5 protein-coding genes and 5 tRNA genes are annotated in these 15,295 nt (G+C 40.6%); 1 reads left to right on the top strand and 9 read right to left on the bottom strand.

The window, feature by feature from the left end; translation table 11 throughout:
* The first annotated feature begins 36 nt into the window (after positions 1-36).
* On the top strand, positions 37-4,959 hold the full coding sequence (locus AAEU29_RS00365; protein ID WP_421971595.1) for an ImpA family metalloprotease: 4,923 nt from the start codon (positions 37-39) through the stop codon (positions 4,957-4,959).
* Between the two features lie 96 nt (positions 4,960-5,055).
* On the opposite strand, the gene AAEU29_RS00360 is transcribed toward AAEU29_RS00365, so the two are convergent.
* The 9 genes from AAEU29_RS00360 to AAEU29_RS00320 form a co-directional block, all read right to left on the bottom strand.
* Positions 5,056-7,761 (bottom strand): TonB-dependent receptor plug domain-containing protein, encoded by a 2,706-nt coding sequence (locus AAEU29_RS00360; protein ID WP_421971594.1) that lies wholly within the window; start codon positions 7,759-7,761, stop codon positions 5,056-5,058.
* A gap of 333 nt (positions 7,762-8,094) precedes the next feature.
* A complete protein-coding gene (locus AAEU29_RS00355) occupies positions 8,095-11,208 on the bottom strand; it encodes an efflux RND transporter permease subunit (protein WP_421971593.1) in 3,114 nt (1,037 codons plus the stop codon).
* On the bottom strand, positions 11,205-12,509 hold the full coding sequence (locus tag AAEU29_RS00350; RefSeq protein WP_421971592.1) for an efflux RND transporter periplasmic adaptor subunit: 1,305 nt from the start codon (positions 12,507-12,509) through the stop codon (positions 11,205-11,207). Before AAEU29_RS00350 ends, AAEU29_RS00355 begins: the two co-directional genes overlap by 4 nt.
* Positions 12,496-13,914: an efflux transporter outer membrane subunit gene (locus AAEU29_RS00345; RefSeq protein ID WP_421971591.1), complete on the bottom strand. Its 1,419-nt coding sequence runs from the start codon at positions 13,912-13,914 to the stop codon at positions 12,496-12,498. The genes AAEU29_RS00350 and AAEU29_RS00345 overlap by 14 nt, the downstream gene beginning before the upstream one ends.
* A gap of 669 nt (positions 13,915-14,583) precedes the next feature.
* Positions 14,584-14,659 (bottom strand) — tRNA-Phe (locus tag AAEU29_RS00340).
* A 127-nt stretch (positions 14,660-14,786) separates the two neighbouring features.
* Positions 14,787-14,862: transfer RNA gene (locus AAEU29_RS00335), tRNA-Thr, on the bottom strand.
* Positions 14,863-14,889: 27 nt separating this feature from the next.
* Positions 14,890-14,965 (bottom strand) — tRNA-Phe (locus AAEU29_RS00330).
* A gap of 57 nt (positions 14,966-15,022) precedes the next feature.
* A tRNA-Thr gene (locus AAEU29_RS00325) sits at positions 15,023-15,098 on the bottom strand.
* Between the two features lie 27 nt (positions 15,099-15,125).
* Positions 15,126-15,201: transfer RNA gene (locus AAEU29_RS00320), tRNA-Phe, on the bottom strand.
* Between the last annotated feature and the right edge of the window lie 94 nt (positions 15,202-15,295).

Here is a 15,295-nt window from a genome sequence, read left to right as displayed (position 1 = left end):
ATGCTCAACATCAATGCAAAATTAACAACAATAACAATGAACTACATTAATACTCTATTTTTAGTATTTACAGTCTCCACATTAGCAGGCTGTGGCGGTGGTGACAGCGCAGAAGAAAATACTAATATCATTTTTAATTCCGCACCGACCTTATCTGGAGAGCCAGAAAATGCATATGTAGGTGCTGCCTTTGAATTTGCGCCTCAACTTGAAGATAAAGATAACGACCCTATTAGCTTAAGCGCTAAAAATTTACCTAATTGGTTAACCTTAAGTAACAACATACTGAAAGGCACACCAAGTGAAACTGACTTAGGCAGTGTCACTTTTGATCTTATTGTTTCTGATGGCAAAGCATCATCAACTTATACATTCAGCTTACAGGTCATTGATTCACAAGAAACCAATACAGCGCCAAGTATTTCAGGGCAAATTCCTACGGCATATGTTGGCATAGGCTTTAGTTTTACGCCGTCAGTTATTGATAAAGAGAATGATGTTTTAAGTTTTGCCATTGAGAATGCTCCTAGCTGGACTGATTTTGATATTACAAATGCACACCTTAGTGGCACACCCACAAAACAGGATTTAGGCACATATCAAAACATCACTATTTCAGTAAACGATGGTATTAATAAGGTTGAGTTTAACTTTGACATTACTGTGAAAGAAGGTTCAACAGTCAATTCTCCGCCGCAGATCCAAGTCATAAATCAAACAGCGGTAATTAATACAGAGTTTACTTACACACCCAATATAACTGATGCGCAAAATGATGTGCTTGCTATGGCAATTAACAATGCACCAGCATGGCTAAACTTTAATACAAATACCGGAGAAGTTAGTGGCACACCAACGATTGAACATGTTGGACTTCATTCAAATATAAAAATAACTGTCTCTGATGGTGAATACAGTAATAACGGAATTTTCGACATTACTGTAGTCAATCCTGACGCAAATAACACAGCGCCGGTTATTATTGGCACCCCAACAAAAGCTTATGTTAATAAAGCTTACAGTTATTCATTTGAAATTAGTGATAAAGAAGATGATCCACTTTCCTATCATATTGAGAACTTACCAAATTGGCTTAGTTTTGATGAAGAAGGCTCAACACTCAGCGGTACGCCTACAAATGAAAATATTGGCACACATAACAACATAAAACTTACAGTAAGTGATAGTAAGTTAGAGACTGTTCATACATTTTCAGTATCGGTTGTTGAGAATGAGCCCGTTAATAACGCTCCTGTAATATCGGGCATACCAACTGATGCTGAAGAAAATAAACCTTATTCATTTATTCCAACTGCCAATGATGCGGATGGCGACACCTTACGTTTTAGTGCTAAAAACCTACCAAGCTGGGCAAGCTTTAATACTATTAATGGCGAAATATCTGGCACACCAAGCGCTAACGATATCGGCACCTTTGAAAACATCGAAATCACTGTCAGCGATACGCAAGCTTCTTCTAGCATCACGGTTAGCATTACTGTAAATAAAGCACCTGTTGTAAATAACCCTCCTGTAATATCAGGCACACCTGCAAATGCAGAAGAAAATAAAGCTTACTCATTTATTCCAAGTGCTAGCGATGCGGATGGCGACACCTTAGGTTTTAGTGTTAAAAATCTACCAAGCTGGGCTAACTTTAATACTATTACTGGTGAAATATCTGGCACACCAAACGCTAACAATATCGGCACCTTTGAAAACATCGAAATCACGGTCAGCGATACGCAAGCTTCTTCTAGCATGACAGTAAGCATTACTGTAAACAAAGCGCCAATTACAAATACCCCACCTGAAATTTCAGGTACACCGAAAAATGCCATTGTCGGCATTGCATATGAATTTTTACCTACGGTTAAAGATAATGACGGTGACAAACTAACTTTTTCAACATCTAATTTACCAGCTTGGCTTATCCTTGAGGCAAATACAGGTAAGTTGTCAGGCACAGCGAAAAATGAGCATGTAGGTACGTTTGAAAACATTATTTTGACAGTAAGTGATGGCAAGGCCGAGAGCTCTTTAACTTTCTCTGTGACTGTTGATGCGGCCAATAACTTACCCATTTTAGTTACCACACAAGCTACAACTCGCGCGGATGAAAGCTTTAGTTTGCAGCTTCAAGTAAAGGATGACGACAATGACAGTGTAGAAATAACACCGCTGAATTTACCTAACTGGCTTAGTTTTAACACCACTACTTTGGTGTTATCAGGAACACCTAAGGACGACAGCGTTGGCAATCAAACACTTGAATTCACCCTTTCTGATGGTAAAGAGAGCAATTCACAATCACTTATTTTAACAACCGAGAAAAGTTGGCTGACCATTGCCATTGAAACCGGCAATGCATTGGTTGTAAAAGAAAGCGATACCATTCTAAACGCTGCTATAAACGAATTATCGTCACATAAAGCACGATTTAACGATATAAAATCACAACTCTTTAAGAAAAATAGCCAAGGCGATGTATTAGATGCTATTGACTGGGATCCAACCCATGATGCGGCTATTTTACAAGGTCAATATCCGTTTAACGATACAGTACTTTATACCACCAGCTCTAACCAATCTGGGGGGCCAGATAGAGTATTACCAATCGCAATAGCAGGCAGCAAAACGCCGACATCAGGAAGATACATCGCTTACGGTGGCAACCCATTTAGAAACTCCGTCAACGATCAAATGATCAAGTTTATGACAAATACCTTTGATTGGTTGACTCAAACTAACACAACCACTAAAGGCCAATTTAATGTTGTGCTTAGTCAGTTAGATGAAAGTTATTGGTTTAGAGATCGCAGCTTAACCCGCGCTTGGCTCGATACTAACTACAGCAATGTTTCATACAATCAAGCAGGTGATTGTGACGGCAGTAAGTTAGCCCAGTGTATTTCTGCAAAACCTGACGTTATTATCATTTCTCGCATGCTTCGCGACGGTGATAACCAACAGGCAATTTTAGATGCCGTTAGCTCAGCCCTTAATCAAAATATTCCTGTGGTATACATTCAGTACGATGGTGGCATTGGTGAACACGGCCGTAAACTGTTGCAGTTACTTAATATCAACCATCAAAATGATAATTACTGGTGGAAACTTTATTTAGACGACTTTAACCCAAGCACTGTATTTAATACGCTGCCAAACGATATGCAGGCGATAAATACTTTGTTAAATAACTTCAAAACAGGCGTGTTTAATGTCGACTTATCAAACTGCGAAACCCGCAGCTGCCCAGATAATTCGAATACTTATAACGAATTTTTTGCTGGCGCCGATGTTGTTAAAGCCATGTTTAATGGGTTTGATAGTGAAAAACGCAATATTTTCAAAAGTGCTGACTATCGCTTAAACAAATTGCTGATTTTACTTGCCGACCACTACCGTCAAACGGTGAGCTTTCCTATGGATAAAATAGCGACCGATACCGTTTCATTCTTTAAATCATTGTTCGCCGATTATGCGGTTTATAATGTGCGAGACATTAATCCTATTCAGCCTGATATGGGTAACTTTAGCCGTTCTGATTTCAGCCATATAACACCTGAACACGCTGCTATTACTTTAACAGCAAAACCTTATTTCCGCTCAGCAGGTGTTTATGCCATCCCAGGGCAATCCTTTACGGTAACGCGCACTGATAACCAAGCAGTTTCAACCCATATTTTTATCAATACGCTGCGTACAGGCGCAACCCACATATTTAATGAAAACAAATATAATCGCCCTTATTTACTTCAAACACAAAAAATAGAAGTAAAACCAAATGAGTCAGTAACGCTTACATCAAGCTACGGTGGACCAATTCAAATTGCATTTGATAAAAAAGACGTAGAGGTAAGTTTTAGTTTTACTCATATTGGTCGTCACCCTCATTGGCGCAACAAAGATGATGACGCTATATTTGCCGAGCGTATGGCAAGTGGTGATTATGACTGGGCAGAAATTGCTACTCCTGGCTTTGAAGTACATTCCAAACTCAGCAAACTAGAAGCTTCGCTAGCGGGTAGTATTTGGCCTGTTGCATCCGACTTTGCCAATGCGACATCGCGCTACACTCACAACCTAGTACATGTATTAGCTGGCTTTAAAGGGCCAGGTATTGATGTAGAGCCTGAAATTCACGACTTTGTAACCGCACGCGGGCTCGATGTAGATACCATCGATATTGTAAAGCATATGAATGCCGACCAACCGACCTGTGGCTGGGGCTGTAGCGGAAACCCTTATGATGCCGGCTGGAACTTCAGCCCTACAGGTCATGGCGACTTGCATGAACTTGGTCATGGTATAGAGCGCAGCAGCATGCGTTTTGAAGGCTATGGTGGTCACTCAAATACCAACTTCTATTCATACTTCAGTAAGTCAATTTATGAAGACGACACCGGGGAATCAGCAAGTTGTCAAAGTTTACCGTTTGAAACACTGTTTAATACACTTCAGCAAAGTAAACTTGAAGCAGATCCAATTGCTTACATGCAAGCGAATTTAACTAAAGGCTGGTCTGAGCATCACGCAATTTATTTGCAACTGATGATGGCGGCACAGGCGGAAAACACACTTAACAACGGTTGGTTCCTCTATCCTCGTTTGCATATTTGGGAACGTGAATTTTATCGCGCAGATGACTCTGATAGCACATGGGAAGCCAAAAAGGATGGCCTTGGTTTTTCTAATTATACCCGTGCAGAATTATCAAGCATCACTCGAAACGATTGGCTTTATATTTCGCTCAGTAATATAACCCAGTTAGATTTAACCACTTGGTTCACCATGTACGGTTTCACAGTATCAGACACAGCAAAAACACAAGTTAAATCAAATGGCTTTAAAGAGCTTGCTGAGGTGTTTTATACCAGCACGGGAACAGGATATTGCACAAGCCTAGTGCAGTCATCAGTACCTGTAGATGGCAAACAAGTTTGGCCGCATAACTAACCTCCACGTGTAATATAAAAACAAAAAAAGCCCAGTTAAATAACTGGGCTTTGCTTAACTTACTCAGGGAAATCGTAAGTTTTAACTCGGTTTAACTTAGAAGCGCTGCGTGTAGTTAAGTGTAAATACACGACCACGCACATCGTATAAAGATAATACAGGTTCACGTGGTGAACTTGTTTCACGCGGTGTCTCTTCATCTAATACATTTAACGCTGCAAGTGAAATAGTTGCATCCCACGGTGCGTTGTAAGTATAAGTAAGGTTATGACCTGTAAATGAGTCAAGCGCATTAGTTATTTGCTTTTCACCATTTTCATCAATATATGAGTCTTCTTGAGACGAGATATAGTACGAATATAGATTAATCGCATGATCATCCATCGACCAAGTAATGTTCGCGTTAATTCTATCCTGTGGACGGTCTACTTCACCAAGCTCATCTACGCCAAGCTCTACAGCACCTTCTTCATTAATAAAGCTGGTTTTGTACTCAATCATGTGTGACCAATTTAGGTCAAAATCTAGCGAGCCTGCTGCGTCAAAATCAAATTTACCTGTTAATGTCATATCAAGGCCTGCACTTTCACGCACACCTGCATTTGTCATTGGGCTAATAATTTCAGAGATATTGTCGCCACGGTATAGAATATCAACCCCAGGTAAACGATCTGAGATTGCTACATTTTGACCTTCGGTTTCCCAAATTTGAATTTGCATAATCTGAATAACTTCATGATCGATAGCATCTACACGACCTTCCACATCAAGTGTCCAGTAGTCAGCCGAAATTGACCAACCATCAGAGAATTGCCATACCACGCCTAAATTGGTGTTATCTGATTCTTCAGGATCTAAATCTGGGTTACCACCTGCACTTGCCCAATAGGCAGTGCGATAATCACAATCATCAAGGCTAATGCTATCACGGTAACAACCAATAAAATCCACTTCATTTTCAGCATAAGCGCGAACTACATCACTGTATAAGTTTGTTAATAGTGGCGCTTGGAAACCTGTACCTATTGATGCACGAAGTAATAAGCTTTCGACTGGACGATAGCTAATATTTGCTTGCGGGTTAAACGTGCTACCAAAATCACTGTAATCGTCAAAACGACCAGCAAGTTTAACTTCCATTCCCTCAATTACAGGAATAGCGAGTTCGGCAAATGCTGCTGAAATAGTGCGCGAACCAACACCGCCGCTACCACCGTTACCTCCACTTACGTTACCAGCTTCAGCTTGTCCATCGATTTTGCTGTAGTAAGTTTCACGCGTGTGTGATGCGCCAATGTAGGTAGACATAGCACCTGCAGGTAATTCAGCGATGTCAAATTGCAAGCCACCACGAACCGCGGTTTGACTTGAACGACGGAACTTATCAAAGTTAGCTGAAACTGATGCAGGTGGACGAGATTCTGGGTCACGTGGATCCCAACCTTGCCATACGCCATCCGCATCAAAACCACCTACCGAGCTTGAAAGCTGAGGTGTGCTAGTATAGTTAGTACCCCAAGTAAATGCATCATAACGTGCATAGTTAGCGCTTACATCCCAATAAACATCACCAAAGTTGCCATCTAAACCAATTGCTAAATCAAGTGAGTTATCATTGTGATCAGCAGTACGGTCACCTGCAGAATTCATGCGGTAGCCAAACCAGCCGCCCGCTTCTACTGGTGTTAAGTTAAGGGTGGTACCGTCTGATGTAGTAATAGTACGACCTGGTAATGCATCATCTACCGGGAACCAAGCCGGATCACCCGCTGAAATATCAACGGTGTTTTGATTCATCCACATACCGCGCACAAACATAGTTGTGTCTTCAGAAAGTGAGTAAGTGAAATTTGCCATGACAGAATCACGACGCGTTTCAGGAAGCACTTGGGCTGCCTGCGTCCAATCGTAGCCACAAATCGAATAGCTTTCATCAGAAAGACGGCTTAATTGACCAATAAACGTACCTGAGCCTTGGCCGTTGTAAACATCGCAATTATTTTCTTGGTTAAATGATTCTGTAACCCAACCATTGCTCCACTGCTCTAATGATCTACCTGTAGAACTAATGCCGTGCCAGTTATCAATATAGCGAGGGTCTAAACCTTCTTCTTTTAACTGTGCTTTTGCATAAGGTAAATCTGCATATAGTACTTGCTCTTCTTTGTAGTGCTCCCAAGCAAATACAAACGAGCTTTTTTCAGAAGAACCACCTGCTGTAAGAGTAAAACGCTGTGAATCACCATTATCAATGCTATCTGGTGTTTCTACTTTTGCAGAGAATTCAGCACCTTCATAATCACGTTTTAAAATAACGTTAATTACACCTGCAACCGCGTCTGATCCATACACAGCTGAAGCACCATCAGTTAAAATATCGATGCGCTCAATTGCCGCAGTTGGGATCATATTTAAGTTAGCTGAACCACCAGTAACAGGCGACTTTGTTAATCTAACACCATCAATTAAAACTAATGTTTGACGAGAATCAGCACCGCGCAGTGCAACTTGCGCCTGTGAACTCCAACCATTGTTTGATGCACCACCAAACGAACCAAAGCTATTCAATGTGGAGTTACGTAACACATCACTTACTGTCGAAAAACCAGATAATTCCATATCTGCAGCTGTAATTGAAATAACCGGTGATGCGCCTTCCATATCAACACGTTTAATGCGTGAACCAGTAACCGCAATACGTTCAACCTGTGCTGCAGCCTCTTCTTCTGCCGCATTAATTGCAGGTGCGCCAAGTAAAAGGGAAGAAATAGTTAAAGGAAGTAACGCCTTTTTAAAACTCATTTGGTAACCCAAAAAATGTGATTTCATTATATTGCTCGCCATTTATTAAAATAATTTATGTAATTGTGTCATTTAAGTGAGAGTACATAACACAAGCTTATTTATATAAAATATATTGTATACTTTCTACATAAATAAATAATTTTTTACACTTTTGTATACAAAATATTAATAAGAAATGACGAAAAATAGTTTTTAATACTTAATTATCAGATAGATAGACTTAGAATTGTGATCTAATATAATCAGAAAGTTTTTTGACGAAGAAACTGTTTAATGCAAAAAATAAGAAAAAAGGAGCCTAAGCTCCTTTTGGTGTGGGAAAATCAATTTTTAGGCAGCTTGCTCATATGCCGCCGTCAAGTTTCGGTAACTGGTTTTAAACTTTTCAACAATCAAGTAGTTAACTGGCACCAAAATTAAGGTTATAAACGTAGCGAACACAATACCAAAGCCGAGCGATACTGCCATTGGAATTAAAAATTGTGCCTGCGTTTGCTGCTCAAATAATAACGGCATTAAACCACAGAAGGTGGTAATACTGGTGAGCATTACAGGCCTAAAGCGTGAGACGCCTGCGGTTAATACCGCATCCATTAGTTCAAAACCCTCTTTTCTGCGTTTGTTAATGTAATCAACTAATACTAATGAGTCGTTTACTACCACCCCAATTAAGGCAAGCATTCCTAGTAAGCTCATAATGGTAAGCTCCATCGCCATAATCCAGTGTCCAAGTACCGCACCTATCATGCCAAACGGTATTACGCTCATTACAATAAGTGGTTGAATATACGATTTAAAGGGAATAGCTAGTAATGCATAAATTACAAAAAACACAAAAATGAGCGCCCAACCAAGTGAGCTAAATGACTCTCTTTGCTCTTTCGCTTCACCTTCAAGGGAGTGTCGAACACCTGGGTATTTAGCGACTAAACCATCAAGAAAATCTTTAAGTTCGGCCTGTAACACTGTCATATTGGTATTTGCTTTTTCAATATCCGCAGTAATGTTTACAGTACGATAACGGTCAATACGGTAAATACTCGATGGGCTTTGCCCTGGCGTTAGTGTTGCCACATGGTTAAGAGGCACTTGACCACCACTTGGTGTATTGATTAATAACGAGTTTAACGTAGTAAGCGAGCTTCGCTCATTAAGCGGTAAACGCACCATAACGCGAACATCATCTCGACCACGTTGAATTCGTTGTACTTGCACCCCAAAAAATGCATTACGTACTTGGCGAGTCACGTCTGTTCTAGTTAAACCAAGGGTTTTGCCTTGCGCTGTAAGCTCTAACTGCAACTCTTCTTTGCCATCACTTAAGCTGTCAGCAATATCAAATACCGTTGGGTAAGTCGCAAGTTGCTTCTTCACTTGATCTGCAACTTCTTGCAACGTAGTCAGTGACATTCCAGTTAATTGAACATCAATGGGATCGCTTGAGCGACCAATTTCAGCACGAAAAGTTAAACTTTCAGCTCCTGGAATTTGCCCGATTAAACCACGCCATTCCGACACTAACTCGCGTGAGCCAATATCAAGCGTACGCGACTCTGGCGGTGTGATCTCAAATCGTACCCCACCTGTGTTAGTTGCGCCACCGCGGCCACCTGTAGTTGCCAACACATTAATAATGACACTTTCACCGGTCTCAGCATCACGGTACTTTTCACGTAATACTTCGGCTTTATCTGCCATCAGATCAATGTATTTAGAGGTGACTTCAAAAGGAGTTCCCGTTGGTAAAGTTAGATTTGCACGCACTGTTTCGCTTGGAATTCGCGGGAAGAAAATAAACTTCGTCCAACCACTCATAATAAGAGACAAGATAATAAAAAACACAGCAACAAATAAAGAAACCGTGACGCCTTTGTGGCTAACCGCTTTATTTAATAAAGGACGATAGTATTTAAAAATAGTGCGCTCAAAGCCATCAGCAAAATTTTGTTGGAATTGGCTGAATTTACTTACTTTGCCCTTTTCTTTTCGAAGTTTTAGATATTTAAGGTGAGCAGGCAATACAAATTTTGATTCAACCAACGACATTAATAATACAGGAATGACCACGACAGGGATTTGCGCAAATAACGCGCCACGGGCGCCATCAATAAACGCCAGCGGCAAAAAGGCGGCAACCGTAGTTAATACACCAAATGTCACTGGCGTTGCGACTTCTTGCGTGCCTTTAATTGCAGCTTCTTCGCCTGATTCTGCGCTATTTAAATGAGTGTAAACATTTTCTCCGGTGACAATGGCATCATCAACCACAATACCCAACACCAAAATAAAGCCAAATAAGCTCATAATATTTAGCGTAATACCAAACAGTGGCATTGCTAAAAATGCGCCCATAAACGACACAGGAATACCAATAAACACCCAAAACGCAATTGCAGGGCGTAAAAATAAAGTAAGCAAAGCAAGTACTAAAATACCACCTTGTAAGGCGTTTGATGTGAGTGTCGAAATACGGTTTTTAACAATCACAGAATCATCATCCCAATAACTTAACTCATAGCCTTCAGGTAATTTGCCTTGTTGATTTTCGATATACGCTTTTACTTTGTCAGCAACATCTATCGCACTTTGATCGCCAATACGGTAGACCTCAATAAACGCAGCCTGTTTGCCATTAAAACGAGTACGCACCGGTGATTCTTCAAAGTCATCTTTGATATTCGCTACATCGGATAAACGCACTAACGAACCATCAGCTAAGCTTTTCACAATAATGCTGGCAAATTCATCTTTGTAATAAGCTTGCCCTTTTGAGCGCAGTAAAATATCACCACCGCTAGAACGTAAATTACCCGCTGAAATATCCGCACTTGAACGCTCAATGGCATTACCCACATCAGCAATGCTTAATTGATATTGGCGTAATTTGTCTTGGCTAATCTCAATAGCAATTTCATAGTTACGTACGCCATCAAGTTCTAACTGAGTAACTCCAGGAATACGCAGTAAGTCATCACGAACTTTTTCGGCAAATTCACGTGTTTCTTTTTCTGAGTAACTGCCAGATACCGTTACATTAATAACATCACGTTTGCGCTGCGCCAAAGACACCACTGGTTTTTCGGCGTCTGCTGGAAAGGTATTAATCGCATCTACACGGCTTTTAATATCTGCTAACATTTCACGAGGGTCGTAACCAGAATCTACTTCAATGGTAACCGATGCCGAGCCTTCCGATGAACGGCTGCGGATCTCTTTAATACCCTCAAGGTCTTGCACCGCTTCTTCTACGCGAATGGTAATACCTTGTTCAACATCCTCTGGTGTTGCGCCTCGCAAAGACATATTCACGCTAATACGATCGGTTTCAAAAGATGGAAACACCTCTAGCGGTAATTGCGTTGTTAATGAGAATAAACCGCCAATTAGAATGCTGATCATCAGCAAGTTTGCGGCAACATGATTGCGTGTAAACCAAGCGATCATAGGGCTTTCTCCTGTTCGCGTTTCGCTTTACGCTCAGCAATCAGTTGCTCAACGGTAATACCCCGTTGTTTCGCAATTTCTTTTAACTTAGTTAAGCGCGCTTCTTGATTTTTTTCTTTGCTTGGCTGCTCGCCCAGTACAGCAACTTTAGTACCGCTACTCACTTGTCCAAGTGGCGTCACAACAAGCCTTGAATCTGCCTCAAGACCTTTGCTCACTAAGCTTTCAGTTTCGCCTTGCCATGCAAGCGTAATGTCTTTTCGCATTAATTGGTTTTCATTATTAAGTACATAGACATAGCTACCCTGATAAATGGCATTATTAGGAATAACTAAGGCATTTGGAATTTCACGCCCTGTAATTGTGGCATTAACATATTGACCAATTTTCACCGGATTTTGCCCAGTCACAGGGGAAGAGTAAGGATCTTCAATTTGTGCAACCACATAAAGTTGCTGTGAAGCATCATTAATTGCACCTTCTGTACGTACTAAAGTGCCTTGCCACACTTGTTCACCAATTAAGTCAGAATTAAAAGTGACTTGGCTATTTTGATTAGTTTTTTCACCGCTTTGATACACTTCAGGCAAATCAATAAAAGCTAAGTCTTTATTATTGATAGGCAAACGAATTTCCACTGTGTCAGTGGCAAATATCTCCGCTAATTGAGTGTTGTTTGAAACGACTTGACCGATATCAACATGTTTTTTCAAAACTCGACCAGAAAAAGGCGCGACTATTTTTGTACGTTCAAGCGCCAGTTGTGCTTTTTCGAGCTTGGCCTGTGCTGAAAGCACATTTGCCTCTTGTGCAGCAAGCTGCGGTTTGCGTAATACTAAATCGCTCGGAGCATCACCACTGCCTAGTCGCTGCCAATCTGCAAGCGCTTGTTTACCACGCGCTTGCTCTTCAAACAGCGCTTGCTTTGCAGACAGTAAACTGGCTTCGGCAATTTTCACTTCAGAGCGGTAATCGCGCTCATCAATACTAAGTAGCACCTGCCCTTTTTCGAAAAAGCCACCATCGCGCAGGCTTTCACTTATAAAGCTGATTTCACCCGAAACCTGAGCCACCAGCACACTTTGCGTTCTTGGTTTTACTACGCCATAACTAGCAACGTTTACTCGATATGGGCTTTCGTGAATTGTTTTAATATCAACTACTAGCTGGGTTTGTTTAGCGCCACCAAAACGCTTTGTAGTTGGTGGGTTTTTGAATATCAGGCTCACGATAATGCCTGCCGCGATTAAAATAACAATTGGCATTACAAAACGTGGAAAGCGGTTTTTATTGAACGGCATTAGCGTTTTCCTTTAATTCTTCAACTACAAAATCACCACCTAGCGCAACGTGTAAATTGACGCGGTTAGCAATTAACAAATTCTTTATACTGATTAAACTACTTTGTGCATCAAACGAGCGTTTTTGTGCATCAAGTACGGTGGTGTAACTTACTAGGCCTTTTTGATACTGTTCAAACGACAGGGTCTCTGCCAATTTCGCATTATTAGCAGCTAACAATGTAGCATCATAACGCTGCTGCAAATTACGCTCTGCAGAAATACCATTTTCGACACTTTGAAATGCTAAATAGAGGTTATCTAAGTAGCTTATTTCTTGTTTATTTAATTCAAGTAGTGCTTTTTCTTCATTCGCTTTTAAACGGCCAGCATTAAATAAAGGTGCTGTTAGCGAACCCGCTACCGACCAAGCAATATTGCCACCAGCTAACAAATCACTTATATCACTGCTATCTGGGCCAATGCTGCCAGTCAATTTTAAACTAGGGAAACGCTGTTTATGGGCATAGGCAAGCGCCGCATCTTTGGCAAGTAATGCATACCAACTGGCAATTAATGACGGTTTGCGAGAGAGCAGTTCTGACGGCATACCTAATGGAATATCCGACTGTAACAGTGGTAACTCAGCGGTAACTGAAAGTAAGCCTGAAGGGTAGTCACCAATCAACAATTCTAATGCGCGAATGCGTTCAATTTGTGTATTTTGCTGGGCAACTAAACGGGATTTTTCATTATTAAATTCATTACGTGTTAAATACACATCAAGTGCATCATTAAGCCCTTGGCGGTAACCTGATTCTATTATGTCGAGATTTTGCTGCGCTAATACTAAACGTTCATTTAAAAGTGCAACTTGGTTATTCGCTTCAATTACCGCAAACCAAGCCTTTACCACATCAGCAACTAATGCTTGTCTTTGCGAGTAATAATCCGCTTCTAATGCCATTACATTTAGGTTCGCATTACGCTCTTTTGCGGATAATTTACCCCAAATATCAAATTCGTAAGATAAATTAACATCTAATCCATTACCGTTTGTGTAATTGTCAGTAGTTGGAATATATCGACGGTTACTGCTGAGAGATAAATCAAGGGTTGGCCACAATTCACTTCCTGTAATCACCAGTTGTTGCTTTGCAACTGCTATATCCAATGCTTTTTGTTGCAAAGACCGATTTTTGGCAAGTGATTTTTCAACAAGATTAAACACTTGCGTACCTTGCAGCTCTGCCAACCAGTTGTCACGAACAGCTAAGTAGTCATCTTGTACTTGCCACGCGCTTGGGGTTGTTATCTTCTCGCGATAATCCGTTTCAATTTTATGTGTTGTATTACAGCCTGCTAGCAATGTCATTAAGCCAATGGCTAAATTAATGCTAATAAAGGGCTTCAACCTGTTGCTCATTATCATCTCTCACTAGAGAATTTTATATCTTCAATATCATAGTTTAATAATTGTCTAAGAAGTGTCTCAATAAACTTTACATAGACTTACATTCATTGCTAATACAGAAACACATGAGAATAAGATCATTAATGTCGGCTGTTAACGATTTTATTGAGATTAATTGATGTTTAAATTTATGATGGATTGGAAAAGCTATTTGGATCAATCAATGAATAACGATTTAGAGAGATAAGACTTCAGTTAAAAAGGTTTAATAGCGGTGGAGATTTCGCCAAACACTAAATTACAGGCATAAAAAAATCCCGACCTAACGGTCAGGGTTTCAGAATAAGTGGTGCCCTGCAATTGAGGCGGACAAAATTGTCAGGAACAATTTTGAACATGCGCAGCATGGCTTGGAAAATACAAGGATGTATTTTCTCATCGAACTCATACCAATTTTATTAACTACTTTGTCATTCTAGCGAGTTAAACGCCTCATTAACTGCGTTAAAAAATTCTTATGTAGAACAACTACATGTTAAATTTTTCGCCTTGTTTATGAACCGTTTCTCTGTCGCAATAAGTGACCTATCAATTAATGCAATTGGTATAATGAGATTTCGCCAAATACTAAATTTCAGACATAAAAAAACCCCGACCTAAAGGTCAGGGTTTCAGAATAAGTGGTGCCCAGAGGCGGAATCGAACCACCGACACGAGGATTTTCAATCCTCTGCTCTACCGACTGAGCTATCTGGGCATTTTAATTCAGTAACTTAGAAAACCTCAAAAGGATTTTCAATACTATTCCAATTAGCTCTACTGACTAAGCTATATTGGCAAGCATTTTTAGTACTGCTTAAGTACACTCTTTCGAGTAAATAAAATGGTGCCTGCTGCCGGAGTCGAACTGGCGACCTACTGATTACAAGTCAGTTGCTCTACCAACTGAGCTAAGCAGGCACACTAAAACTGGTCATCTTTAAAAGATGGTGCCCAGAGGCGGAATCGAACCACCGACACGAGGATTTTCAATCCTCTGCTCTACCGACTGAGCTATCTGGGCGCTTTAATGCATTAGCTATTTCAGTACTGCTAAAGTACACTCTTCCGAGTAAATAAATGGTGCCTGCTGCCGGAGTCGAACTGGCGACCTACTGATTACAAGTCAGTTGCTCTACCAACTGAGCTAAGCAGGCACACTAAAACTGGTCATCTATAAAAGATGGTGCCCAGAGGCGGAATCGAACCACCGACACGAGGATTTTCAATCCTCTGCTCTACCGACTGAGCTATCTGGGCGTTTTAATTCGGTAAACTAGAAAACCTAAAAAGGATTTTCAATGCTATTCCAAACCGCTCTACCGACTGAGCTACTTGGGCATTTCATGAAAAT

Origin of the sequence: Pseudoalteromonas aquimarina, from assembly GCF_049257255.1 — a bacterium.
Lineage (GTDB): Bacteria > Pseudomonadota > Gammaproteobacteria > Enterobacterales > Alteromonadaceae > Pseudoalteromonas.
This window is presented reverse-complemented; position numbering and strand designations above follow the sequence as displayed.